We start from the raw sequence: 25,074 nt of genomic DNA, 5'->3' as shown, positions 1-25,074 counted from the left end.
GGGTCGCCGTACCACGTCGTGGGACGGCGCTGGCGGATTCCGGACAGGGCACACATGCGCCACCCCGGCGGGCGCGCGGACCTCTTCGGGGCTGAGATACCGTCGATGGTTATGGAGCGGAATCTCACTGCCGAACAGCTGGCGCTCTTCGAGAAGGAGTTCGCGTCGAACCCGCAGTACCGGGTGATGCAGAACGCCGTCACGGAAACGCCGGTCGCCAAGATCGCCCTGGATCGCCAGGTCGTCACCTCGATCGACCACTCGGTGTCGAACCTGCTGGACGACTGGAAGGTGACGAACCAGAAGAAGAGCGGCCGCTGCTGGCTGTTCGCGGGCCTGAACCTGCTCCGGGCCGGCGCCGCCGAGAAGCTCGGCGTGAAGGACTTCGAGTTCTCGCAGAACTACCTGCTGTTCTGGGACAAGTTCGAGCGGGCCAACTTCTTCCTCGAAGCGGTGATCGAGACCACCGACCGGCACGTCGACGACCGCACGGTCGCACACCTGCTGTCGGACCCGATCGGCGACGGCGGCCAGTGGAACATGTTCGTCGCGCTGGTCCGCAAGCACGGCCTGGTGCCGAAGACCGCGATGCCCGAGACCGAGAGCTCGTCGGCGACCGCCCAGCTCAACGACACCCTGCGCAAGCTGCTCCGCCAGGGCGCGCGCGACCTGCGCAAGCTCGACGACGTCGAGGCCCAGCGCGCCACCAAGCGTGAGCTGCTGACCACGATCCACCGGGTGCTGAGCATCCACCTCGGGACGCCGCCGCAGAAGTTCCTGTGGCAGTGGAAGGACAGCGACAAGGCCTTCCACCGCGACGGCTGGACCACCCCGGCCGAGTTCGCGGCGTCGTACGTGACGCTGCCGGTCGACGACTACGTCTGCATCGTGCACGACCCCCGCGAGTCCAGCCCGACCGGCAAGACCTTCACCGTCGACTACCTCGGCAACGTGATCGACGCGCCGCCGGTGGTCTACCTGAACGTCGAGATGGACCTGATGAAGCAGCTGGCCCAGGACGCGATCGTTGGCGGCGAGCCGGTCTGGTTCGGCTGCGACGTCGGCAAGCAGATGTCGGCCGACCTCGGCTACTGGGACGCCGCGCTGTACGACTACGAGGCCGTGTACGACACGTCGTTCACGCTGGACAAGGCCGAGCGGCTGCTGCACCACGAGACGCTGATGACGCACGCGATGCTGTTCACCGGCGTCGACCTGGTCGACGGCAAGCCGCGGCGCTGGCGCGTCGAGAACAGCTGGGGCGACGAGAAGGCCGACAACGGCTTCTGGACGATGAACGACTCGTGGTTCGGCGAGCACGTCTTCGAGATCGCCGTACGGCGGTCGGCGCTGCCGGCCGAGCTGCTCGCGGCGTTCGACGAGGAGCCGATCGTGCTGCCCGCGTGGGACCCGATGGGCGCGCTCGCGGACTGACTTTCTGCTGCTGGGCGTTGATGGGTACGGCTTTTCAGGCCCCGGACCTCTGTGGTCCGGGGCCTGTTGCTGTTACTTGGTGAGGGCCTCGCGGACGAGAGCGACGCCTTCCTCGCGGCGCTCCATCGTCGGCAGGTGCCCGGCCCAGTCCAGCTCGGTGAGCTCGACGTCCGGCAGCTGACTCGCCAGGTGTGCCGCGCCGGTCCTGAAGAACTCGAGATCGTGCGCCCCGACGTACAGCCGCACCGGCATCGTGAGCTTGTCCGGCGTGACCTCGTACTCCTCGTTCTCCACGTCGCCGGCCGCGAGCTGCACCTCGAACGCGTTCTTCTGCATCGCGAACAGCAGCTCACGAGCAGCGTCGTCGCCGTCCGGCCCGAGCCAGGTGCGCACGTTGACAGCGGTCGCCCCGTCGACATCGCCCTTCTCCAGCAGCGCGTTCTCCTCGCCCCACAAGGTACGAAGGTCAGCCGTCGGCTCCACCCCGTCCACCGGCGGCGCCAGCAGCACGACCCGACTGAACCGCTCAGGCGCCCGACTCACCGCCTGCAGCACCACGTTCCCGCCGTACGACGCGCCAACCACAGCCACCTGCTCGCCGATCGCGCCCTGCTTCTGCAGTACGTCGAGCACCTCCAACAGATCCCCGGCATCCGAGTACGCCGCCCCCGCGGCCAGCGGCGTCTCGCCGTACCCGCGCAGATCCACGGTGATCACCCGGTGATCCCGCCCCAAATCCTCAACCTGCGGCCCCCACATCCGCGAGTCCGCCACCCCGGCGTGCACCAGCAACACCGCGGGCCCGTCGCCCGCCACCACATGATGAATCGTCATGCGAGGAGCTTCGGGGCTGCGGCACCCAGCCGCAAACGCTTTAGCCGAGGCCTGTGGCGAAGAGCACGGCGGCACTTGCCTGCGCCGCCCTGCCTTCAGTTCAGGTCAGTGGAGTGAGCCAGCTCTTTCGCCGACTCCAGTTCCTGCAATCGCGCCGTGAGCCCGGCGTGGACCCACTCGTACGCATCGCTCCCCAGCGTGATCCGCCTCGGCGCAGGCTCGACACCGACCGACGCGATGATCGCGTCGGCGATCTTGTCCGGATCACCAGGACCGTTCGCAGTGATGCCGCCGGGCGCCTCCATCGCCGGCCGCGCCTGGCCGATCGGCGTACCGGCGTACGCCTCCATCGCCGGCGCGATGTCGAGCGACGCACCGAATCCGGTCCGGGAGATGCCCGGCTCGACCAGCGTCACACCGATGCCCAACGGCGCGAGCTCGCCGACCAGCGCCTCGAAGAAGCCTTCGACACCCCACTTCGTCGCGTGGTAGAGGTTGCCGCCCGCGAACGTGACCTGCCCGCCGGCGCTCGACAGCTGCACGATCCGGCCGTTGCCCTGGCCCCGTAAGTGCGGCAGTACGGCGCGCGTCAGCTGGATCGGCGCGACCAGGTTGGTCGCGATTTGCGCCTGGATCTGCGCGTCGGTGAACTCCTCGGCGGCCCCGAACGTCCCGTAGCCGGCGTTCGACACGACCACGTCGATCCGCCCGAGTTCGGCGAACACGCGATCGACGACCGCGCGCAGTTGCGGTACGTCGGTGACGTCGAGCTCGGCGGTCCACAGCTGTTCGCCGTACTGGTTCGCCAGTTCGGCGAGGCGCTCGGGCTTGCGCGCGGTGCCGTACGACTCCGCCGCCACGCGCGCCCGCCTGCTCGACGCGGCGTACGACGAGTTCTCCGCCCGCGGGCTGGCCGGCGCGCGCGTCGACCGGATCGCGGCCGAGGCGCGCGCGAACAAGCAGGCGATCTACGTTTACTTCGGCTCCAAGGACGGCCTGTTCGACGCGATGCTCGCGGTCCGCATGAGCAGCCTTGCCGATGCCGCCCCTTTCACCCCCGACGACCTCCCGGCGTACGCCGGCGCGCTGTTCGACGCCCTCCAGGACAACCCCGACATCCTCCGCCTGACCCAATGGGCCTGGCTGGAACGCGCCGACGTCACCCCCGCCGAGATCGAGTCCCACGAAGCCAAGGCCAAAGCCATCGCCGCCGCCTCACCGGCGGCCCTGTCCGAGACCCGAGCGATGGACATCTTCATCCTCGTCGTCGGCCTCTGCACGGCCTGGACCACCACCGCCCCCGCCCTCCGCGCAGCGGGCGTGTCCGACCCAGCAGCCCGCCAGGCGGCCCACCGTGCCGCGGTAGTAGCCGCAACCGCCGCCGTCGTCGATCGGCTGTCCGCCGACTGACTCCCGCGCTAGAGCCGGATGACGGTGAAGAGTTCGGCGTAGTGGTTTTCGGGGAGGCCTGCCTGGGTGGCGTTGTGGGCCAGGAGGTCGCGGACTCGGGCGAGCAGGTGGGTGGGGTCTCGGTGCTGGCTGTGGTGGGACTCGATGGCGGCGAGTTTCTGGTCCATGACGTCGGTGATGTCGACGTGGTGGTTGGTCTCGGGGTGTTCCATCATCCACAGTTCGTCGACGTCCCAGGCCGGCTCGTCGAGCTCGGGGAACGCGTACGGGTTGCCGATCGCGGGGAAGAACGCGCGGACCGTCGCCTCGCCGGTCGCCAGGTGGTCCGGGTGTGAGACCGGGAGCTTGGACCAGTTGCGCTCGGGTGAGGAACTGACCAGGCGCTGCGGCCGCACCTGCCGGGTGACGCGGACGATGTCGCGGACGAGTGCGAGGGTCGGCTCGACCTCGCCGTCGGCGTACCCGAGGAAGTGCAGCTGGTCCACCCCGACGTGCGCGGCTGCGGCGGTCTGCTCGGCCCGGCGTACGGCGGGCATCTCGGCGCGGTTCCGGTCCGGCTCGAAGCCGCCGGCCTGGCCGTCGGTGACCAGGCAGTAGTGCACCTCGATCCCGGCCTTCGTCCAGGTCGCGACGGTGCCGGCCGCGGCGAAGTCGATGTCGTCCGGGTGCGCGGCGATCACCAGCACACGCTCGATCTCGTGGTCCGGACGGGGATTTGCCGCGGGTACGCTCACGTCGCCAGCTTAGTGAACCTTCAAGCACCCACGGCAGGGTGCTGTACGGCGTACCGGCGTACGGCGACCGGCCGCCGTACAAGCAGCCGGCCGCCGTACGGCCTGCTAGCTCGCGAACGTCGCCAGCGCGCGCCGGTGCTGGATGACCGTGTCGACGATGCCGTAGTCGCGCGCCGCCTCGGCCCGCAGCACGTGATCCCGATCGGTGTCGTGGCGGAGCTGCTCGATCGACTGGCCGGTGTGCGTGGCGAGGATCTCCTCGACCTCCGCCCGCACGCGAACCACCTCGTCGGCCTGCAGGATCAGGTCGGGGATCGTGCCCTGACCGCGGGCGGCCGGCTGGTGCAGTACGACGCGCGCGTGCGGCACCACCGCGCGCTGACCCGGTTCGCCGGCCGCGAGCAGGACGGCGCCGGCGGCGATCGCCTGGCCGATGCAGAAGGTCGAGACCGGCGAACTGATGTACTGCATGGTGTCGTAGATCGCGAGCATCGCGGTCATGTCGCCGCCCTCGCAGTTGATGTAGAGGTTGATCGGCTGCTCGGGCCGGTCGGCCTCCAGGTGCAGCAGTTGCGCGATCATCGCGTTGGCGACGCCGGCGTCGATCCCGGTGCCGAGGTAGATGATGCGCTCGGACAGCAGGTGCGAGTAGACGTCCATGATCCGCTCGCCGCGCGCGCTCTGGGTGATCACGTTGGGAATCGTGTAGGTGCTCATCGCGCCGTCTCCGTCCGCAGGGGCATGACCTGGTCGAACGACTCCACCAGGTGGTCGATGAAGCCGAACTCCATCGCTTCGCGCGCCGTGTACCAGTGGTCGTGCAGCGAGTCCTCGTACACGGTCTCCACCGGCTGCCCGGTGTCGTCCGCGATCAGCCCGAGCACGGTGTCGCGGATGTGACGCAGGTCGTTGGCCTGGATCTCGATCTCCACCGCCGACCCGCCGATCCCCGCCGACCCCTGGTGCATCAGCACGCGGGCGTGCGGCAGCGCGTACCGCTTCCCCTTGGTCCCCGCCGACAGCAGGAACTGCCCCGCGCTGCACGCGAGCCCGAGGGCCACCGTCGCCACGTCACACGGCACCAGCCGCATCACGTCCCGGATCGCCAGCATCGACGGCACCGACCCGCCGAGCGAGTGGATCCACAACGCGATGTCGGTCTCGGGATCCTCCGCCGCCAACGTCAGTATCTGTGTCGCGAGCAACGTCCCGTTGTCGTCGTTCAACACGCCATCCAGTACGACGACCCGCCGCCGCAACAGTTGCAACCGAGCCTGCTCCCCGAAGAGCGGCGCCTTGTTCTCATCAGCCATGCATCCACCATGACCGGGCCAGTACGCCGTACCCCAGCTTTTCTGCTCCCAGCAACTCTGCTCTCAGCCAACACCAACGTCGTGAGCGACCCGGAGGACTGCCTGGGCGGTGGGGACCGAGGGCGGGCGGGCCTGAGGACTTTCAGGCGTCGGTCCCGGGCCGGGGAAGGGGACGGGTGACCGGCGTACGAGAACTGTCTGTGGCAGCGCCTACCCTGGTGGGCGATGACTACGCTGTTTTCTCCTGATGAGCTTCCCGTGCCGCTCGACGCGCCCAGGAAGGGTAAGGCCGACCCTGAGGCGTTGCTGGAGGGGCTGAACCCTCAGCAGCGGGCTGCGGTGGTGCACGCGGGGAAGCCGCTGCTGGTGGTGGCCGGCGCGGGGTCGGGCAAGACCCGTGTCCTGACCAGAAGGATCGCGTACCTGCTGGGGGCGCGGGACGCGCATCCGGGGTCGATCCTGGCGATCACGTTCACCAACAAGGCGGCCGCGGAAATGCGGGAGCGCGTGGTCGACCTCGTCGGGCCGCGGGCGAAGCTGATGTGGGTCTCGACGTTCCACTCCTCCTGCGTGCGGATCCTGCGCCGGGACATCAAGCGGTTCGGGATCAGCTCGACGTTCTCGATCTACGACGCCACCGACTCGCGCCGGCTGATGACGCTGGTCTGCCGCGAGCTCGACCTGGACGTCAAGCAGTACAACCCGCGCGCCGTCCTGAACTGGATCTCCACCCAGAAGAACGAGCTGGTCGACCACGAGTCGGCCGCCGCCAAGGCCGAGAACCACCTGGAGGAGAAGTACGCCGAGTGCTACCGCATCTACCAGGAGCGGCTCGCGCAGGCCAACGCGCTGGACTTCGACGACCTGCTGATGACCACGGTCAACCTGCTGCAAGCCTTCCCGGAGGTCCGGGAGTACTACCGCCGGCGGTTCCGTCACGTGCTCGTCGACGAGTACCAGGACACCAACCACGCGCAGTACACGCTGATCCGCGAGATCTGCGGCGAGGACGAGCCGGGCCGCAACGGCCCGAGCGCGCCGCCGGCCGAGCTGATGGTGGTGGGTGACTCCGACCAGTCGATCTACGCGTTCCGCGGCGCCACGATCCGCAACATCCTCGCGTTCGAGGAGGACTTCGCCGGCGCCGAGACCATCCTGCTGGAGCAGAACTACCGTTCCACCCAGACCATCCTGACCGCGGCGAACTCGGTGATCAGCCGCAACGAGGGCCGGATGGCCAAGAACCTGTGGTCCGACCAGGGCCAGGGCGAGCAGATCGCCGTGTACGTCGCCGACAACGAGCACGACGAGGCGCAGTTCGTCGCTGACGAGATCGACCGGCTGGCCGACGCCGACAAGGTGAAGCCCTCCGACGTCGCGGTGTTCTACCGGACCAACGCGCAGTCGCGGGTGTTCGAGGAAGTGTTCATCCGCACCGGCCACCCGTACAAGGTGGTCGGCGGCGTCCGGTTCTACGAGCGCAAGGAGGTCCGCGACGCGCTCGCGTACCTGCGCGTGCTGGTCAACCCCGAGGACACCGTCTCGCTGCGCCGGATCATGAACGTGCCCAAGCGCGGCATCGGCGACCGCGCCGAGGCGGCGATCGAGGCGCTGGCGGCGCGGGACCGGATCTCGTTCGCGCAGGCGATGCGGCGGGCGCAGGACGCGCCGGCGATGGCGTCGCGCTCGGTCAACGCCGTACAGGCCTTCGTGGACATCCTCGACGAGCTGACCGCGATGGTCGACTCGGGGGCGCCGCCGGACGACATCCTGGACGTAGCGCTGCACCGCAGCGGGTACTACGAGGAACTGCAGAAATCGCCGGACCCGCAGGACGAGACCCGCCTGGAGAACCTGGACGAGTTCATCTCCGTCGCGCGCGAGTTCGTCGAGGAGCGTACGGCGGCCGCCGAGCCGTCGGACCTGCAGGCGTTCCTCGAGCGGGTCGCGCTGGTCGCGGACGCCGATCAGATCCCGGACGCCGACGACGACGGTGGCGTGGTCACGCTGATGACGCTGCACACGGCGAAGGGGCTGGAGTTCCCGGTCGTGTTCCTGACCGGCATGGAGGACGGCGTCTTCCCGCACTCGCGGTCGCTGACCGATCTGAAGGAGCTCGAGGAGGAACGGCGGCTCGCGTACGTCGGCATCACGCGTGCGCGGCAACGGCTGGCGATCTCGCGCGCCGCGGTGCGCTCCGCGTTCGGGGCACCGCAGCACAACCCGGCGTCACGATTCCTGGAGGAGATCCCGTCGGAGCTCCTCGACTGGCGCCGCGACGAGTCGGCGATCACGCGCTGGTCAGGCACGGGAACTCGCGCGGGCGGCGCTGGCGGCGGGATACCGAGCCGGTACGAGCCTGCGCGTCGTACGCCGTCGGCGTCGGACAAGCCGGTGATCAACCTGAACCCGGGCGACCGGGTGGTCCACGACAGCTTCGGGATGGGCACGGTCGTCGTGGTTCGCGGCGAAGGGCAGCAGGCCCAGGCGGACATCGACTTCGGATCCGAGGGCGTGAAGCGGCTGCTGCTGAGGTATGCGCCGGTGGAGAAGATCTAATAGGCCGTTCTACCCGGTGCGGCCAGTGGGTGCTGGTCGACCCCGAGGTCGCCCGGAAGGCGCGCGAGCGGATCCTCCAGCGGACGACGCCGGCCAGGATGGTGAAGGCCGTGCCCGACGGGAGGGTGGTCGTGCCGCGGCGGTTCGGCGTACTGGAGTCAGCGGTGGGTTTCCAGTTCCGTGGTCAGCCAGCGGGCGAAGGCCTTGGGGTCCTTGAGGGTGTTGCCGGTGATGCGGAGTTGGGGGTCGCCGTGGACGGTGACGGCCAGCTCGGTGGACGTGATCTCGGTGATGTCGCGCCAGGCGAGGTGACGACGGCCGATCGTGACGCCTTGGGTGTCGATGGTCAGAGTCCAGGCGCCGGAAATTAGGTAGTACATGTAGCCCACCACGACGGCCAAGGCGACGACGGCGAAGGTTGCGCGGAAGTACGCGAGGGCACCCCAGGGCTGGGCGCCGGTGAGTCGGTCGATGGTGCTGATGCCGTTGGTCAGCAGGAGACCGGACCAGACGACGAGCATCAGGATGGGGAACCGGCGGGCGCGGATGACCAGGCGGCCGGTCTCGCGGAGCGTGTTCGTCCACTCGGTGGGGCCGTCGGGCGGCATGGACGGGACCTCCTCGGGGCTGGAAGCGGTGATCGTCCCACGCGAGCAGGTCCGCGGGCGCGGCGCTTCGTCCTGCGGGAGCAGGTCCGCGGCCGTGCGCTCGTCGTACAAAAGCTAGCGGTGGGTCTCCAGCTCGGTGGTCAACCAAAGGGCCAACGCTGACGGATCGCGGACTGTGCTGTTGGTGATGCGGAGGTCTTCGGTGCCGTGCACGGTGACCTGTTCCTTGCCGGACGTGATGCTGCTGATCTCGGACCACGCGACGCGCTGCCGGCCGAGGGTGAGCCCGGTGGAATCGACAACCAGAGTCCAGCGGCGAGTGCGCAGGTTGTTGAGGATCATCACCAGCGCGACCGCGGCGCCCACCGCCAGGATCGTACGGACGTAGGCGAAGAAGTCCCAGGAAGCGCCGCTGGAGACGTGACCGATGGTCCGAGTGCCGTTGACCAGCAGGATCCCGCCGGACACGACCAGGCTGAGGGCGAGCCGGGTGCGCTCTGGCCCGACCACCAAGCGGCCGTGCTCACGGAGCGTGGTCGTCCACTGGGCGGGACCGTCTGACGGCATCGGGGACCTTCCTCGGGGCGGGAGACGGCGATCTTCCCACGAAGCGGGTCAGGAATCAGGCGTTCGCGTTGCGCGGTGAGCCTGCCGTGGGTCACTCTGGGTCTTCAGCCCTCCCCGGACGACAGGTCCTCCCATGCCCAAGGCAGCTGACAGCTCCAACCGCCGGATCATCCTGGCGGGAGCCAACCCTGGGCTGCGGCTGTTCGACGAGCACGGCAAGGTCACCGCGTACGCGTCGATCTGGATGGTCGACTGGTCGGTACGCGGATCCGGTACGGCGGTGGTGCTGTGGTTCGACGGGATCGTCCGGGTGGTGTCCGAGGACGTCGACCTCGCCGCCTGGCTGGAACGGTACTTCGTCCGCTCGTTCCTCGAGGTCCAAGGCCTGCCGTGGCACGAGCCGGCCGTCGAACGCGACCTCGTCCAGGTCTCCATGAACCTCGCCGACGGCCTCAGCGCCAAGGCCGCCGACATCCAGATCGAGATGGGCGGCGTACTCGACCGCAGGCTGTTCGCCACCGACAACTTCCAGCTCGCCGACGGCATGCACAGCCTGAGCCTGGTGATCGCCCCCGTCCGCTCCGCCACGGTCTCCATCGGCGGCGCCTCCGTCCCAGGCTTCGTCCAGGTCGACGGTTCCCACGACCGCCCGGGCTCGTCCGCATTCCTCACGACCGCCGAGGTCTGGCGCCGGTAGTTCGTACGGCGAGTAGCAGTTGGTACGGCGGCCCGCCCGCGGCCGCCCGGCCCCGCACCTGCGACGCCCGTGTCCGCGGCGTCCACCCCGCTGCGGCGCCCCGCCCCGCCCGCGACGCGCGTCCGCCCCGGGCGGCGCCCGCCCGGCTGCGGCGCCCGCCCCGCCCGCGACGCGCGTCCGCCCCCGCGCCCGTGACACGTGCCGTACTGGTGCGCCACAGACCGCGTCGCCACTGCACCGGTCAGCCGTTGCCGACGATGCCGCGCCTGCACAAGGCGCGCGGGCAGCTGATCGCCGAGCACCCTGCCAGCGTGACGCCCGGCGCGCACCGTCCTCGTTGGCATCTGTCCGCCGAGCTGCCGCTGGGGGCGACGTCCAGGAACGCCTGCTTGCTTGCCGCCGATGTACCCCCACCACTCACCAACCTTGCCGGAACCTGCTGGTTCAGGCGTGGGTGCCGTCGGCGGATCTCTGTTGATCGGGGCTTGCTGAGTGGTGCACGTCCGCGCCGAGGTTCTCGACGGGCCAGGAACTCGTACTTCGCCGCGTCGCCCCAGGTGTTCGCGTTGCAGCGCGGCCGAGATCTTCAGGTATCTGCTGCGCGAGGCGGACCGTGCCGATCGAGGCGAGACGGCAGCTCGGGGACCGGGCGTTCGGCGTACAGGTCTGGCCGGTCGACGGGCGGTGGGGCTTGTCCGCCGGCGGGCCCGACGTGCACCACCGTCCAACCTCGTCGGAGCCCGAGGCCGCAGGCGTGGGTAGGCCGCTGGAAGTGGGTTTTGGCGAGGTTAGTCAGTGGTGGGCGTCGGCGGGGGCAGCCCACCAGGTGTCCATGCGCTGCTGGGGTTGGGCCGCGGTGCCTTGCTCGACCACTCGTGCCGTGTGCAGCAGGTACGCCGCGATGCCGGCGGCGCCCTGCATCCAGCCGACGGCGGGTGGGAGGAGTGGGTTTTCGTTGCGGTGTTCGGTGAAGCGCCAGTACGTGCCGCCCTCGTGGAACGCGTGCTCGACGAGGGTGTCGGCGAGCAGCGTCGCGAAGGCCAGGTCTTCGGCGGATCCCGTGCGGTGCCAGGAGTCGAGGAGGATGTCGCCGACGCCGGCGGTACCGCAGCAGCGGCCGTCGTTGTCCCAGAAGCCGGGGTGGAGTCGCGCGGGCAGGCCCGACGTACGGACGCTGTGCAGGCAGCGCGCACGCCAGTCCGCAGGCGCCGTACCGGCGACCGACTTGACGCCCGCGGCGTCCAGCGCCGCGAAGGCCAGCGAGGTGCCCGACGCGCCGTGGCACCAGGTGTAGGTGAACTCGTCCTCGTCGTTGATCTCCGTCGGGATGTACCGCTGGACGATGAAGCCGCGTCCGTCCGTCACGCCGAGCGAGACCAGTTGCTCGGAGACCTTCGTGGCCGCGGCGACCAACTCGGGCCGGCCCAGCGACAGGCCGGCGGAGGCGAGCGCGGCCGCGACGCCGGCGAGCCCGTGAGACAGGTTCGGCATCACGGCACCGGCCTCGGGCCGGAACCGCCGAGGCACGAACGGCCAGCCGACATCGATCGCCCCGACCTCGGCGCCGACCGCGGCCCTCGCCTCGGCGTCAACTCCGGCTCCGACCTCCGCCTCGGCCTCGGCACCGGCCAGGGCGATCTCGGTGAGCAGGATCCCGGCCGCGTGGTCGGCGAGTTCGCGGCCGCCTTCGACGCCGTGCCGGGCCGCCCACACGCCGCCGAGCAGCACTCCCGCCGTACCGAGTGTCATGTCGTGGATCCGCGCACCCGGCGCGAATCGCGGCGGGACCATCAACGTCTGCGGCCATCCGTCGTCGGCGGCCAACTCCTGCAGGCGTACGACAGCAGCCCGTACGCCGTCCAGCCGGTCGAGCGCGACCAGCGCGCCGATCGTGCTGACCAGCCCGTCGAAGAACGTGACGTCGGAGCAGCCCGGGATCTCGCGGATCAGCCGCTCGGCGATCGCGTCGCCCAGCTTGGTCTCGGCAGCCGTCCAGGGACGACTCAGCCGGATCTCCGCCAGCGTGTGCGCCAGCCCGGCGATCCCGCTGTGCATCCCGTCCCGGTCGTCCGGAACCTGCGGCTCGTCCCCGGTCACGCTGGTCGGGATCCACGGCCCGTCGTCCGCCCACCGCACCTGCCCGAGCGTCCACTGCCAGGCGGCCTCAGCCGTGTCCCGGTACGTCGCACCCGCGCTACTCACCGGCCCATCGTGCCAGCTCAGTTCCCGAGCTAGTACGCCGCCCGGCCCGCACCTTCCTCTGTATCCCGTTCGGCACTTGCCGTACTTCGCACGTCGAGGACCTGCCGCAGGTCGGTCTACATCAGCGCAGTGGTCGGCCGCGGGAGGGCGTTGCGGAGGCGGATGCCGCTGTACTCGAGGGTGCTCGCGATGACCTCGTCCCAGAAGGCGTGGAGGTTGGGGAGGACTCGGAGTTGGATGCCGGCCTCGGCGTGGAGGGTGAAGAGGTTGCCTACTCGTTCGGGCGGCGCGAGGGGGACGACCTCCGTGGTGGCGACGACGGCGGCGTCGTGTTCGACGAAGGGGGCGGCGGGGAGGCGGTAGGCGTAGAGCTTGACGGTGCGGATCGCCTCGAGCCAGGCGTACTCGACGGCGTGGACGCGTGGGGAGGAGCCTGGCCCGATGATGCGGGCTAGGTCTTCGGGGGTGGTGCCGGGGCCCGCCCACGCCATCGCGCGGGGGCACTGCCGGGGGAACCAGTAGTCGGGGGCACGGTCGTGCCCTACGGCCCAGACGTACGGCGCCTTCTGCCGCGCGGTGGCGGCGACGTGCGGGCGGAAGACCTCGATCGTCGGGTCCTCGGAGAAGTGCAGGACCTCGCCAGGAGCCGGACGCATGCCGGCGAGCCTAGGCGGTTCGCCGATCGTCAGGCGACCCGTTTCCGTGCCGGAGCAGTGGGAACAAGGTCAGTGGACACAGGGAAACCGAAGATCAGGGGTTGAGGCCGCAGACCTCGCGGAGCCACGGCATCGGGTTGATCGCCGAGCCGCCGTTGGGGTGGACCTCGAAGTGCAGGTGCGGGCCGGTGGTGTTGCCGGTGACGCCGACCGCGCCGACCTGGTCGCCGGCGTACACGGTCTCGCCGACCTCGACGCTGAACTTCGACATGTGGTTGTACCAGGTGACGGTGCCGTCGGCGTGCTCGACCTGGACCTGGCGGCCGTAGGCGCCCGCCCAGTCGGCGAAGATGACCTTGCCCTTCATCACCGAGCGGATCGGGGTGCCGATCGGGGCGGCGAAGTCGGTGCCGGTGTGGTTCGCGGCCCAGCGGCTGCCGCCCTGGCCGAAGGTGGCGGTGATGTGGTAGCCGGAGATCATCATCTCGCAGCGGGTGGCCGACTCGCGGGCCTTCTCGGCGGCGGCGGCCGCGGCGGCCTTGGCGGCGGCCAGCGACGACGCGCGCTTGGCAGTCAGTGCGCGGGTGGCGTCCAGCTTGGCGGCGCGGGCCTTGGAGAGGCGGTCCGCGGCGGCCTGCTTTTTGGTGGCGTCGGTGCTGGTGAGCTCGACCCGGGAGGAGTCACGGGTGGCCAGCTGGCGGCGCTCGATCCGGGCCGTGGTGACCTCGGAGAGGCTGCTGCCGCCCGACAGAGCGGCGATGTTGACCGCGGAGTTCGCCTGCGTCGGCGACGCCAGGGAGCTGTGGCTGAAGCCGACAGCGCCTGCCGCCGCAGCGAGCGCTGCGGTAAGACCGACGATCTGGGTACTGCTGGGGGTGTTACGCCGGGCAACACGATGTTTGGCGTGACGTGATGCGCCGGTCTTGCGCGCAGCACTGTTGCCTGGCGTGACGCGGTTTCCCGCGGCACGGTGCTGGGACACAACGTGGCCTTTCGGTCACAGGGGAGGGGCACTGTCCACTCGCCCGGGGTTTATTCCCCTGGCGGGCTCATGCACCATAACGGACGGGTCACGAGCCGACAAACCCTGCCACCCCGTTTCGGGCCTCTCCTTCACGAAACTTTTGCATGAGCCGCTGCACGTGCATCCGCTCGCCCGCCTGGGAACCTGCTAGGTCAACCAGTTTCGGGTCCGGATCTTGACAAAGATCCGGCAAGTTCAGTTTCAGTGATCGAGCGAGTCCGTACGGCGATCAGCCCACCGCCCGTACGGCGATCAGTCCGCACCCGTACGGCGAGCACCCGCGACCCCGTACGACGAGCTCTCAGGCGACCCGCTCGTCGTCAAGGTGAGCCAGAACACCCGAGATCTGGTGCACCACGTCGCCGTGGAACGGCAGCGACAGGTGCCCGACCCCGCGGATCCGCACGTTCCGCGCGATCAGGTCCGGATGCGCGATCCGCGCCCGCCGCTGCGGCACGATCAGCTGGTCCACGTCGCTGTAGAACGCGACGAACCGCGTCCGGCAGTCGGCAGCCGGCTCGGCGAGCTCCTCCATCAGGTCGCTCTCCGGCCGGAGCTGCTTCACCAGCGGCCAGCGCAGCAGGCGGGCCGCGACCGTGCCCTGGTGCGGCGTGCCGAGCGTGACGCAGCTGTGCACGCGCTCGTCCCCGCCGAGGCGCTGGACGTAGTACCGCGCGATCAGCCCGCCCAGGCTGTGGCCGACGATGTGGATCTGGTCCGAGCCGGACTCCTCGCACAGCGCCTCGACCTCGGCCGCCATCCGCTCGGCGGTCGAGCGCACGTCCAGCGTCAGCGGCGAGTACGAGAACGTGTGGATCCGGCTGAACCCGCGGCGCAGCAGCTGCCGGCGCATCAGCGCGAAGACGGTGTGGTTGTCGACGATCCCGTGCGCCAGCAGGATCGGCGTACCGGCCGCGCGGACGTCGCCGACCACCAGGCTGCGCTGAGCCGGGGTGAGGCCGTCCAGGCTGAGCCGGTCCGTGCGGCTGCCCGCACCGCCGACCAGGCCGAGCGGGTACATGGCCAGGTGGGTGGTCAGCCAGCCGATCTCGACCGCCGCGCCCTGGAGTACGCGAGGTGACAGCGCCGAGCGCGCGCCGTACCGGAGTCCGTCCAGTGCCTCTCGCAGCCCGCTGCGCGCAGCAGCACCGGACTGATCGACAGCCTCAGCACTCATCGGCGACTCCTCACCTTGAATCAGACCCCCCGCGCAACTGGTCTGACTTCTCTTTCACGGTAACCGGTTCCCCGATCGCGTGGCGGGGAACACACGCCTTCGTGTCTTATCCGTGAGGTGCGCCTCGGATAACCTGCGAAACTGGACGCAACGCGGCGCTCCAGTACTGAAAGGCTCGAGCCATGCCTGCCACCAGCACCCTGCGCATCGTCGTCGCCAAGCCGGGCCTGGACGGGCACGACCGGGGCGCCAAGATCGTCGCCCGGGCGCTGCGCGACGCCGGGATGGAGGTCATCTACACCGGCCTGCACCAGACCCCGGAGCAGATCGTCGAGACCGCCATCGCCGAGGACGCCGACGCGATCGGCCTGTCGGTGCTGTCCGGTGCGCACATGACGCTGTTCAAGAAGGTCCGTGAGCTGCTGGCCGCCCGGGACGCCGACGACATCGTCGTGTTCGGCGGCGGGATCATCCCCGAGGCCGACCTGGCCCCGCTGGCCGAGCTCGGCGTCCGCCGGATCTTCACCCCCGGCGCGCCGACCCACGAGATCGTCGACTGGGTCCGCACCAACGTCGGCGACGCGTCGGCCACCACTGCCTGACGGAGCAGCCGCCGGTACGGCGCGAAGCGGAGCACCGGATCCGCTCCGGAGTGTGACGACGACCGTGCGCAGTCGTTCTGAAGCCGATCGGTCGTTTCAGCTTAGTTACTAATCGGTAATACCGAATCGTTAAGAAACACCTGGTTGTGCGGGCTGTCGAATCGCGGTCGCATACAGCCATGCGTTTGTCCGTACAGAACGAGCGGTTCAGGTGTGTGGCTCAGGACACATCGCCCCCGATCTCGGTTACTGTCCGGACAGGGCGGATCGCAGCGTGGTGGGGGACTGTGGACGACCTGCGCAGGACCAAGTGAGATCCCATCGGGAGAGGGCAGGTACACGATGAGGTTTGAACGATCACACGCACGCCGGGCGGTCGCTCTGGCCATGACCGGCAGCCTTGTGCTGCTGGCCTCCGCGTGCGGCGGTGACGACGGGGACAGCGGTGGCGGCGGCGGTTCGGCCGGGGGAGCGCTCGAAGGGCGCGGTCCGATCACGTTTGCCACCGGCAAGGACACGTCGGGGAACCTGACCAACCAGGTCGCCGCGTGGAACTCGCAGCACCCGGACGAGAAGGTCACGGTTTCGGAGCTTCCGGAGTCGGCGGACCAGCAGCGCGCGCAGATGATCCAGAACGCGCAGAACAAGTCCGACTCGTTCAGCGTGCTGAACCTCGACGTCGTCTGGACGGCCGAGTTCGCCGCGAACCGCTGGGTCACCGAGCTGCCGCAGGACCAGTTCCCGGATCTCGGGAAGCTGCTGCCGTCGACCCTCGACACGGCCAAGTACCGCGACAAGCTGTACGCCGTACCGGTGACGTCCGACGGTGGTCTGCTGTACTACCGCAAGGACCTGCTGGACAAGGCGGGCGTGAAGCCGCCGACGACGTGGGCCGAGATGAAGGACGCCTGCGCCAAGGTCAAGGCGTTGCCGGAGGCAAAGAGCGCCAACTGCTACGCCGGACAGTTCGAGAAGTACGAGGGCCTCACGGTCAACTTCTCCGAGGCGGTCAACGGTGCGGGCGGTGTGGTCGTCGGCGAGGACGGCAAGCCGAACGTCGACACCCCCGAGGCGCTGGAAGGCCTGAACTTCCTGGTCGACGGCTTCAAGTCGGGTGAGATCCCGAAGGCCGCGATCACCTACCAGGAGGAGCCCGGCCGACGGGCCTTCCAGGAGGGCAACCTGATCTTCCACCGGAACTGGCCGTACGTGTACGCGCTGGCCGGCAAGACCGACGGTTCGTCGAAGATCGCCGGCAAGTTCGCGGTCGCGCCGCTGCCGGGTCTGAAGGGCCCGGGCGTGTCCACCCTCGGTGGGCACAACTACGCGATCTCGGAGTTCGCCAAGAACAAGGCGACCGCGGCGGACTTCATCAAGTTCATGTCCAGCGAGGAGCGCCAGAAGGCCAACATCGAGAAGACCTCGCAGGCCCCGACCTGGGCGTCGCTGTACGACGACCCGGCGCTGACCAAGCAGTTCCCCTACCTCGCTCCGCTGAAGGCCTCGATCGAGTCCGCGAAGTCGCGGCCGAAGGTGGTCAAGTACGGCGATGTCACCACCGCCATCCAGGAAGCCGCGTACGGCGCCCTGACCGGCACGACACCTCCGAAGGATGCGCTGGCCGGCTTGCAGACCAAGCTGAGCACGCTCATCACGCAATGATCGAACCGGCGGGGCCGGTACGCAGCGACTGCTGCGTACCGGCCCCGGCCTGTCCCCACCGCCGTGAGGCCGTGGAGAGAAGGAGGCGAAGGTGAGTGCATCCGACGTGGTCGCCACGCAGCGACCACCAACGGGGACCGGCAAGGTCCGCAAGACAACGTTCAACGAAGGCACCGGGCGGCTGGCCGCGCTGTTGCTGTCCCCGACCCTGATCGTCCTGGTCCTGGTCGTCGTCTACCCGATCATCTCGGCGCTGCGGGAGTCGCTCTACACCAGCGGTCAGCGCGTCGACGCGGACGGGTTCGTGATCAAGGGCTCGGAGTTCGTCGGGCTCGACAACTACACCGCGATCTTCTCCGGGGAGACCGGGGAGCGTTTCTGGAACGCGTTCTACAACACCACGTTCTTCACCGTCACGTGTGTGGTCCTGGAGACCGTGCTCGGGGTGGCGATGGCTCTGGTGATGCACAAGGCGTTCAAGGGCCGCGCCATCGTCCGGGCCAGCATCCTGGTGCCGTGGGCGATCCCGACCGTGGTGTCGGCGCTGCTGTGGAAGTGGATCTTCCAGGCCGACGGCGCCGCGAACGCGCTGCTCGGGACGCAGATCCTGTGGTCGACCGAAGGATGGCAGTCGGTCGCGTCGGTGATCGTCGCCGACACCTGGAAGACCGCGCCGTTCATCGGGCTGCTGGTGCTCGCGGGCCTGCAGACCATTCCCGACGAGGTGTACGAGGCGGCGAAGGTCGACGGTGCCAGTCCGTTCCAGACCTTCCTGAAGATCACGCTGCCGTTGGTGAAGCCGGCGCTGCTGGTCGCCGTGCTGTTCCGCATTCTCGACACGCTGCGGATCTTCGACCTGCCGTTCGTCCTGGTCGGTCCGAACAAGCAGTCCGTGGAGACGCTGTCGATACTGGCCTATCTGGAGGCGAACCAGACCAGGTACGGTCCGGCCGCGGCGTACGCGACGTTGCTGTTCCTGTACGTCGCGATCGTGGCGTTCGTGTTCGTGAAACTGCTTGGTGCGGACGTGCTGGGCGACGCTGTGCAGAAGAAGAAGACCAGGAAGGGCAAGGACCGTGACAGTGCGCCCCCGGGCGTCGCGTTGGGTTCTGCTGCCGGTATGAGCGGTGTGGGGAGTGGAGTCTGATGGCCACGGCAACCAATGCTCCGGCCAAGATCGACGTCAAGGCGGCTGAGGCGAGCCCGCTGCGGAAGTACCTGCCTCTGGTGGGTGTGGCGATCATCGTCCTGTACTGCCTGGCGCCGTTCTACTGGATGGTCGTCTCGGCTTTGCGCCGGCCGACCGACCAGTTCGAGAACTCGATCATCCCGACCACCTGGTCGCTGACGAACTTCACGGACGTCTTCAAGCCGGGCACAGGGTTCGGTCGCGCCCTGCTGAACAGCCTGCTGGTGGCCGGGACGGTGACGATCCTGACCCTGGTGATCGGCATGGTCGCGGCCTACACGCTGGCCCGGCTGGAGTTCCGGTTCAAGAACGTGGTGCTGGCGATCATCATCACCACGTCGATGTTCCCGGGCATCTCGCTGGTGATCCCGCTGCTGAAGCTGTTCATCGACATCAAGTGGATCAACACCTACCAGGCGATGATCGTCCCGAGCCTCTCGTTCGCGCTGCCGTTGGCGGTGTGGACGTTGACCACGTTCTTCCGGCAGATGCCGCGGGAACTGGAACAAGCGGCGATGGTGGACGGCTGCACTCCGGCGCAGGCGTTCTACAAGGTCATCCTGCCGCTCGCGGCACCTGGCGTGTTCACCACGGCGATCATCACGTTCATCGCGGCCTGGAACGAGTTCCTCATCGCGCTGAGCATGATCAACAAGAAGGAACTGCAGACCGCCAACGTGGTCATCTCGCAGTTCACCGGTGCCTCCGGGCGAGACCAACCGTTCGGCAGCCAGATGGCCGCCGGTGTCGTCGTCACCATCCCGCTGGTGATCGCGGTGCTGATCTTCCAGCGCCGGATCGTCGCCGGCCTGACGGCAGGCGGCGTGAAGTGAGCTACGACCGGGACCGCGACGAACGCGATCGGCGCGACCGCGAGGAGCGGGACCGCCGGGACCGGGAGGACCGGGACCGCAGGGATCGCGAAGAACGCGACCGCCGCGATCGTGAGGATCGCGACCGGCGTCGCTGAGAAGAAGTTCAGGGCCGGCACCTTCGGGTGCCGGCCCTGAGTCGTTCTAGACCTTCAGCCAGACCGTTGCGTCGACGGGGAGTTCGCCGTCGAGCAGGGGCTCCGAGGCGAGCAGGAGCTCGCCGGCGGGGAGGTCGATCGGCGCGCTGCCGAGGTTGACCACGCAGCGGAAGCCCGGGTCGCGGGTGAAGGACAGGACTCCGGCGGGAGCGTCGTCGTCCCAGGTGAGGCGGCCTTCGCCGAGGGCCTCTTCGGTGCGCCGGATCTTCAGCGCGGCCCGGTAGAGGTTCAGGTGGCTGTCCGGGTCGCTCTCCTGGGCCGCGGCCGTCAGCGGCGCCCAGTCGGCGGGCTGCGGGAGCCAGGGCTGGCTCGTACCGTCGCTGAACCCGTACGGCGGTTCGCTGCCGCTCCACGGGATCGGCACCCGGCAGCCGTCCCGGCCGCGGACGGTGTGGCCGGAGCGCTCCCAGGTCGGGTCGTCCAGGGTCTCCTCCGGCAGGTCCTCCACCTCGGGCAGGCCCAGCTCGTCGCCCTGGTAGATGTACGCGCCACCTGGCAGTGCCAGCTCCAGCAGCGCCGCCGCCCGGGCCCGGCGCAGTCCGAGCGCCAGGTCGGTCGGGACCTCGCCGGCACCGGCCAGCGCGTCCTGCAGCGCCCGGCCGTACCGCGTGCGGTGCCGGATGGTGTCGTGGTTGCTCAACACCCAGGTCGCCGGCGCACCGACGGCCCACAGGCTCTCGGTGGTGTAGTCGATGACCTGCCGCAGCTCCTTCGCGTCCCACGCGCACCGCAGTACGTCGAAGTTGAACGCCGAGTGCAGCTCGTTGGAGCGCACGTACTGGGCCAGCCGCTCGGCCGGCGACAGCCAGGCCTCGGCCACGAAGACCCGCGGGCCCTGCGGGGTGTCGGCGTACTCGTCGGCGATCGCGCGCCAGCGCTGGTGGATCGTGTGCACGCCCGGCTGGTCGTAGAACGGGTTGCCGACGTACTTCTCGCGGGTCGGCTGCCCGTCCTTCAGCGGTACGTCGGGCAGCGTCGCGTCCTTGGCCATCGAGTCGGCGACGTCGATCCGGAACCCGTCGATGCCGCGGTCGAACCAGAACCGCAGGATCGCGTCGAACTCCTCGATCACCGTCGGGTGGTCCCAGTTCCAGTCCGGCTGCGAGATGTCGAACATGTGCAGGTACCACTGCCCGTCCTCGATCTGCTGCCAGGCGCCACCTCCGAACGCGGCCGGCCAGTTCGTCGGCGGCTGCCCGTCGACCCCGTCACGGAACCAGAACAGGTCCCGCTCCGGAGAGCCCTTGCCCGCGGCCAGGGCCGCCTTGAACCACGGGTGGTCCCAGGAGCAGTGGTTCGGTACCAGGTCGATCAGGATCCGGATCCCGAGCGCGTGCGCCTCCGCGATCAGCGCGTCGGCGTCGGCCAGCGTGCCGAACTCGGGGTTGATGTCGCGGTAGTCCGACACGTCGTACCCGCCGTCGAGCAGCGGCGACGGGTACCACGGGCTGATCCAGATCGCGTCGATGCCGAGCTGGGCCAGGTACGGCAGCCGGGCCCGGATCCCGTTCACGTCCCCGGTGCCGTCGCCGTCGGCGTCGGCGAACGACCGGGGGTACACCTGGTAGACGACGGCACTACGCCACCAGTCGTCAGCTGGTCTGGTTGATGCTTCAGTCATGCGAACCAGCCTTTCACGCTGGGGCAACCAACCTGTGACAGTCGTCTCAGCGTGTACCCCGGCTGTTGCCACGGGCGCCGGGGTGGCTAGTCTCAGCCCGACGGAACGCGCCCGGCGACCGTGCCTCTCCGCACCGCTGCCTGCCGCGGCCCAACTCGAACAGGCGAGAGAGGGACCACAGTCGTGGACTTGATGGAGTACCAGGCGAAGACTGTCTTCGCCAAGCACGGTGTACGGACGACGGTGGGTGAAGTCGTCCACACGCCGGAGGAAGCCCGCGCGGCGGCCGAGAAGCTCGGTGGCGGCACGGTGGTCGTGAAGGCCCAGGTGCTGACCGGCGGCCGCGGCAAGGCCGGCGGCGTCAAGATCGCCACCTCGCCCGACGAGGCGGAGGCCCGAGCCCGCGAGATCCTCGGTCTCGACATCAAGGGCCACATCGTCAAGACGCTGAACATCGTTCCGGCGGCCTCGATCGCGGAGGAGTACTACTTCTCCTTCCTGATCGACCGGGCCAACCGGAACTACCTGTGCATCGCGTCGGCGGCCGGCGGCATGGAGATCGAGGAGGTCGCGCACACCAACCCGGACGCGGTCGCCAAGATCTCGATCGACCCGGCGACCGGTGTCGACGAGGCCAAGGCCCGCGAGATCGCCGAGCAGGCCGGCTACCCGGCCGACATCATCGACGCGGTCGCGCCGGAGATCGTCAAGCTGTACGAGGTGTTCCTGGCCGAGGACGCGACGCTTGTCGAGGTCAACCCGCTGGTCAAGCTCAAGGACGGCAACGTCGAGGCGCTGGACGGCAAGGTCTCGCTGGACGAGAACGCCGACTTCCGGCACCCGGAGTTCGCGGAGTTCGCCGACTCGTCGGCGGCCGACCCGCTGGAGGCCAAGGCGAAGGCCAAGGGCCTGAACTACGTGAAGCTCGACGGTTCCGTCGGCATCATCGGCAACGGCGCCGGGCTCGTGATGAGCACCCTGGACGTCGTCGCGTACGCCGGTGAGGAGTTCGGTGGGCAGAAGCCGGCCAACTTCCTCGACATCGGTGGTGGCGCCTCCGCCGAGGTGATGGCCAACGGCCTGGAGATCATCATCTCCGACCCGCAGGTGAAGAGCGTGTTCGTCAACGTCTTCGGCGGCATCACCGCCTGCGACGCGGTCGCCAACGGCATCGTGCAGGCCTTCGCGCTGCTCGAGGGCCGCGGCGAAGCGGTCAGCAAGCCGCTGGTCGTCCGCCTGGACGGCAACAACGCCGACGAGGGTCGCCGGATCCTCGACGAGGCCGGCCTGGCCGGTCTGGAGCGGGTCGACACGATGGACGGCGCCGCCAAGCGGGCCGCCGAGCTGGCTGCGAAGTAAGGGATCGCTGAACATGTCTATCTTCCTGACCAAGGACAGCAAGGTCATCGTCCAGGGCATGACCGGCTCCGAGGGCACCAAGCACACCACCCGGATGCTTGCCTCCGGCACCAACATCGTCGGCGGCGTGAACCCGCGCAAGGCCGGCGAGAGCGTCGACTTCGACGGCAAGGCCGTTCCGGTCTTCGGTGGCGTCGCGGACGCGATGAAGGAGACCGGCGCGAACGTGTCGGTCGTCTTCGTGCCGCCGAAGTTCACCAAGGACGCGGTGCTCGAGGCGATCGAGGCCGAGATCCCGCTGGTCGTGGTGATCACCGAGGGCGTGCCGGTGCACGACACCGCCGCGTTCTTCGCCGCCGCGCAGGCCTCCGGCAAGACCCGGATCATCGGCCCGAACTGCCCCGGCATCATCACGCCGGGCGAGTCGAACGCGGGCATCATCCCGGCGACCATCGCGGGCGCCGGCCGGATCGGTCTGGTGTCGAAGTCCGGCACGCTGACCTACCAGATGATGTACGAGCTGAGCGACTTCGGCTTCTCCACCGCGATCGGCATCGGCGGCGACCCGATCGTCGGCACCACGCACATCGACGCGCTGCAGGCGTTCCAGGACGACCCGGACACCGACGCGATCGTGATGATCGGCGAGATCGGCGGCGACGCCGAGGAGCGGGCGGCGGCGTTCATCAAGGAGAACGTCACCAAGCCGGTCGTCGGCTACGTCGCGGGCTTCACCGCGCCGGAGGGCAAGACGATGGGCCACGCGGGCGCGATCGTGTCCGGTTCGTCCGGTACGGCGGCCGCCAAGCAGGAAGCGCTCGAGGCGGTCGGAGTGAAGGTCGGCAAGACGCCGACCGAGACGGCCAACCTGATGCGCGCCATCATGCAGGACCTGAACAAGTAAGTACGTCGTACGACGAAAGGCCGCGGTCCTCGGACCGCGGCCTTTCGCGTTGGGCCTACTTGAAGGTGGCCGAGCGGTCCGCCGCGCGGCCGAGCACGTCGGTGAACACGCTGTCGGTGATGTCCAGGTTCTTCAGCACCGGGTACAGCAGGTAGACCGCGCGGTCCCCGGAGCCGGCGATGCCGATCCGGAAGGTGAAGATCTTGCCGCCGCCGGTGTCGTAGCTGGCCTTCCAGGCCTCGCCCTTGAGCGCGCCCTGGCTGATCGAGCCGGTCGACTTCACGGTCGCGGTCGAGGTGGTCTTCGCGCAGCCGTCGACGTTCTTGCGGATCTGGGCCACGAACGCCGACGCGGCGGCCGGGGTGGCGAACTTGGCGACGGTGGCGTCCAGGCCGAACTCGGTCGGCACCTGGGCGTCCGGTACGACGTACGTCTGCGTCTTGTACTTGGTCGCCTTGGCCTTCTTCAGGTCGATCTTCTCGCACAGCGTGCCGGAGCGGGCCTCACCGTCGACGCTGACCCACGGCTTCTGGATGCTGGACAGCACGGGGAGGTCGATCGGCGCCATGAACCCGGCGCTCTCCTGGGTCGGCAGCAGCCCGGCCTTGGCGGCCAGCGTGCCGGTGCCGCAGTCGGCGCCGGTCTCGGCGCAGATGCGCTTCAGCCCGGCGCTGGCGGTGGCCAGTACGCCGTCGGGCTTGGGCGGCGTACTGCCGGTGGTGTCGTGCTCGACGACCATCGTCGCCTGGCCTGCCGTCGTCACGCTGACGGTCCGGTACTTGCTCGACTTGGTGCCGGTCGGCTGGCCGAAGACCGCGATCACGCCGCGCTCGCCGAGACCCTCGGTGACGTAGCTGGAGATCAGGCGGACCTGCGGGGTGTTGCACTGGCTCAGCCAGCCGGTGATCGTGGTGTACGACTTGCCGGCCGCGGCGGTGTCGTTGGAGACCTCGACGTACTGGACCGCGGTGTCCTTGGTGGTGGCGTTCTTGAACGTCCGCACCCAGGTCCGGATCCCGGCCGGGTCGGCGAAGCGCTGGGCCTGGCAGACGAACGACTTGTCCGGCGCGCTGCTGCCGTCGGCCGTCGCCGCGATCGCCCAGCTGCCGGTCGCGGTCAGCGGCTTGGCCGCCGGGCCGTCGATCAGGACCTTGGCGTCGGCCAGCGCGTTCTCGTCGCCGGCGCCCTTGCTGGCGTCAGGGCTGGACTTGGAGTCGCCCGGGGAGTCGTCGCCGCCGAAGGCGTTCACCGCGGCGATTCCGCCGCCGCCGAGCAGGACCACGACCGCCGCTCCGGCGCCGATCATCTGGTTCCGGCGGCGGGACTGCTGACGCCGCGCCTCACGGGCCGCGGCGCGACCTCCGCCGCGGGGCGCACGGTGGGAACCGGACAATGACTCCAGACCTCCTGACTCAACCCCTGGTCCACGCCGAATGTACCTGGTAGCCCTCAAAGCAAATCAGCCACGCCGAGGTCAACTCTGGCGAAGTGT

At 69.2% G+C, this 25,074-nt stretch carries 23 protein-coding genes; 10 read left to right on the top strand and 13 right to left on the bottom strand.

Going from position 1 to position 25,074, the window contains the following annotated elements; genetic code table 11:
- Window positions 1-111: 111 nt before the first annotated feature.
- Complete coding sequence (locus ABD235_RS17445; RefSeq protein ID WP_344175234.1) at window positions 112-1,434, top strand: C1 family peptidase; 1,323 nt, start codon at window positions 112-114, stop codon at window positions 1,432-1,434.
- Between the two features lie 72 nt (window positions 1,435-1,506).
- On the opposite strand, the gene ABD235_RS17440 is transcribed toward ABD235_RS17445, so the two are convergent.
- Together ABD235_RS17440 and ABD235_RS17435 are read right to left on the bottom strand one after the other, a co-directional pair.
- Window positions 1,507-2,268 carry an alpha/beta fold hydrolase gene (locus ABD235_RS17440; RefSeq protein WP_344175233.1) on the bottom strand — a complete coding sequence of 254 codons (762 nt, stop codon included), beginning with the start codon at window positions 2,266-2,268 and terminating at the stop codon, window positions 1,507-1,509.
- Window positions 2,269-2,363: 95 nt separating this feature from the next.
- Complete coding sequence (locus ABD235_RS17435; RefSeq protein ID WP_344175232.1) at window positions 2,364-3,128, bottom strand: SDR family oxidoreductase; 765 nt, start codon at window positions 3,126-3,128, stop codon at window positions 2,364-2,366.
- Here ABD235_RS17435 and ABD235_RS17430 point away from each other — a divergent pair.
- Window positions 3,106-3,678, top strand: coding sequence for a TetR/AcrR family transcriptional regulator (locus ABD235_RS17430; RefSeq protein ID WP_344175230.1), 573 nt, complete (start codon window positions 3,106-3,108; stop codon window positions 3,676-3,678). The two genes, ABD235_RS17435 and ABD235_RS17430, sit on opposite strands and share 23 nt — an antisense overlap.
- Before the next feature lie 8 nt (window positions 3,679-3,686).
- Here the strand turns inward: ABD235_RS17430 and ABD235_RS17425 are convergent, their stop codons facing one another.
- From ABD235_RS17425 to ABD235_RS17415, 3 genes are all read right to left on the bottom strand, one after another.
- On the bottom strand, window positions 3,687-4,412 hold the full coding sequence (locus ABD235_RS17425) for a PIG-L deacetylase family protein (RefSeq protein ID WP_344175229.1): 726 nt from the start codon (window positions 4,410-4,412) through the stop codon (window positions 3,687-3,689).
- A 105-nt stretch (window positions 4,413-4,517) separates the two neighbouring features.
- Entirely contained in the window at window positions 4,518-5,129 is a 612-nt protein-coding gene (locus ABD235_RS17420) for a ClpP family protease (protein ID WP_344175228.1), read from the bottom strand.
- Entirely contained in the window at window positions 5,126-5,725 is a 600-nt protein-coding gene (locus ABD235_RS17415) for a ClpP family protease (RefSeq protein ID WP_344175227.1), read from the bottom strand. The genes ABD235_RS17420 and ABD235_RS17415 overlap by 4 nt, the downstream gene beginning before the upstream one ends.
- A gap of 225 nt (window positions 5,726-5,950) precedes the next feature.
- On the opposite strand from ABD235_RS17415, the gene pcrA reads away from it, so the two are divergent.
- Window positions 5,951-8,284 (top strand): DNA helicase PcrA, encoded by a 2,334-nt coding sequence (gene pcrA, locus ABD235_RS17410; protein WP_344175226.1) that lies wholly within the window; start codon window positions 5,951-5,953, stop codon window positions 8,282-8,284.
- Window positions 8,285-8,442: 158 nt separating this feature from the next.
- On the opposite strand, the gene ABD235_RS17405 is transcribed toward pcrA, so the two are convergent.
- Window positions 8,443-9,003, bottom strand: coding sequence for a hypothetical protein (locus ABD235_RS17405; RefSeq protein ID WP_344175225.1), 561 nt, complete (start codon window positions 9,001-9,003; stop codon window positions 8,443-8,445).
- A gap of 3 nt (window positions 9,004-9,006) precedes the next feature.
- Entirely contained in the window at window positions 9,007-9,459 is a 453-nt protein-coding gene (locus ABD235_RS17400) for a hypothetical protein (protein ID WP_344175224.1), read from the bottom strand.
- Window positions 9,460-9,592: 133 nt separating this feature from the next.
- Here ABD235_RS17400 and ABD235_RS17395 point away from each other — a divergent pair, with 133 nt between their 5' ends.
- A complete protein-coding gene (locus tag ABD235_RS17395) occupies window positions 9,593-10,156 on the top strand; it encodes a hypothetical protein (protein ID WP_344175223.1) in 564 nt (187 codons plus the stop codon).
- A gap of 792 nt (window positions 10,157-10,948) precedes the next feature.
- Here ABD235_RS17395 and ABD235_RS17390 read toward each other — a convergent pair.
- The 4 genes from ABD235_RS17390 to ABD235_RS17375 all read right to left on the bottom strand — a co-directional run bounded on the left by ABD235_RS17390 (window position 10,949) and on the right by ABD235_RS17375 (window position 15,215).
- A complete protein-coding gene (locus ABD235_RS17390) occupies window positions 10,949-12,358 on the bottom strand; it encodes a lanthionine synthetase LanC family protein (RefSeq protein WP_344175222.1) in 1,410 nt (469 codons plus the stop codon).
- 116 nt (window positions 12,359-12,474) lie between these two features.
- The gene (locus ABD235_RS17385; protein WP_344175220.1) at window positions 12,475-13,014 is read right to left on the bottom strand and encodes a DUF6886 family protein; all 540 of its coding nucleotides are present in this window, start codon (window positions 13,012-13,014) and stop codon (window positions 12,475-12,477) included.
- A 94-nt stretch (window positions 13,015-13,108) separates the two neighbouring features.
- A complete protein-coding gene (locus ABD235_RS17380; protein ID WP_344175219.1) occupies window positions 13,109-13,996 on the bottom strand; it encodes a M23 family metallopeptidase in 888 nt (295 codons plus the stop codon).
- Window positions 13,997-14,339: 343 nt separating this feature from the next.
- Entirely contained in the window at window positions 14,340-15,215 is an 876-nt protein-coding gene (locus tag ABD235_RS17375) for an esterase/lipase family protein (RefSeq protein ID WP_344175218.1), read from the bottom strand.
- Window positions 15,216-15,397: 182 nt separating this feature from the next.
- Here ABD235_RS17375 and icmB point away from each other — a divergent pair, with 182 nt between their 5' ends.
- From icmB to ABD235_RS17355, 4 genes are all read left to right on the top strand, one after another.
- Entirely contained in the window at window positions 15,398-15,817 is a 420-nt protein-coding gene (gene icmB / locus ABD235_RS17370; RefSeq protein WP_344175217.1) for a coenzyme B12-dependent isobutyryl CoA mutase small subunit, read from the top strand.
- A gap of 387 nt (window positions 15,818-16,204) precedes the next feature.
- Entirely contained in the window at window positions 16,205-17,479 is a 1,275-nt protein-coding gene (locus ABD235_RS17365) for an ABC transporter substrate-binding protein (RefSeq protein ID WP_344175216.1), read from the top strand.
- A gap of 91 nt (window positions 17,480-17,570) precedes the next feature.
- Window positions 17,571-18,626: a carbohydrate ABC transporter permease gene (locus tag ABD235_RS17360; protein WP_344175214.1), complete on the top strand. Its 1,056-nt coding sequence runs from the start codon at window positions 17,571-17,573 to the stop codon at window positions 18,624-18,626.
- Complete coding sequence (locus tag ABD235_RS17355) at window positions 18,626-19,501, top strand: carbohydrate ABC transporter permease (RefSeq protein WP_344175213.1); 876 nt, start codon at window positions 18,626-18,628, stop codon at window positions 19,499-19,501. Before ABD235_RS17360 ends, ABD235_RS17355 begins: the two co-directional genes overlap by 1 nt.
- Before the next feature lie 183 nt (window positions 19,502-19,684).
- Here the strand turns inward: ABD235_RS17355 and ABD235_RS17350 are convergent, their stop codons facing one another.
- Window positions 19,685-21,319 (bottom strand): glycoside hydrolase family 13 protein, encoded by a 1,635-nt coding sequence (locus ABD235_RS17350; RefSeq protein WP_344175212.1) that lies wholly within the window; start codon window positions 21,317-21,319, stop codon window positions 19,685-19,687.
- A gap of 183 nt (window positions 21,320-21,502) precedes the next feature.
- On the opposite strand from ABD235_RS17350, the gene sucC reads away from it, so the two are divergent.
- Both sucC and sucD read left to right on the top strand, forming a co-directional pair.
- A complete protein-coding gene (gene sucC / locus ABD235_RS17345) occupies window positions 21,503-22,678 on the top strand; it encodes an ADP-forming succinate--CoA ligase subunit beta (RefSeq protein ID WP_344175211.1) in 1,176 nt (391 codons plus the stop codon).
- A gap of 13 nt (window positions 22,679-22,691) precedes the next feature.
- Complete coding sequence (gene sucD, locus ABD235_RS17340; RefSeq protein WP_344175210.1) at window positions 22,692-23,582, top strand: succinate--CoA ligase subunit alpha; 891 nt, start codon at window positions 22,692-22,694, stop codon at window positions 23,580-23,582.
- 55 nt (window positions 23,583-23,637) lie between these two features.
- On the opposite strand, the gene ABD235_RS17335 is transcribed toward sucD, so the two are convergent.
- Entirely contained in the window at window positions 23,638-24,975 is a 1,338-nt protein-coding gene (locus ABD235_RS17335) for a hypothetical protein (RefSeq protein WP_344175209.1), read from the bottom strand.
- Window positions 24,976-25,074: the final 99 nt, after the last annotated feature.

The organism is Kribbella lupini (assembly GCF_039529595.1).
In the GTDB taxonomy this organism is placed as follows: domain Bacteria; phylum Actinomycetota; class Actinomycetes; order Propionibacteriales; family Kribbellaceae; genus Kribbella; species Kribbella lupini.
The sequence above is the reverse complement of the archived record's forward strand: the minus strand, read 5'-3'. Positions and strand labels throughout refer to the sequence as shown.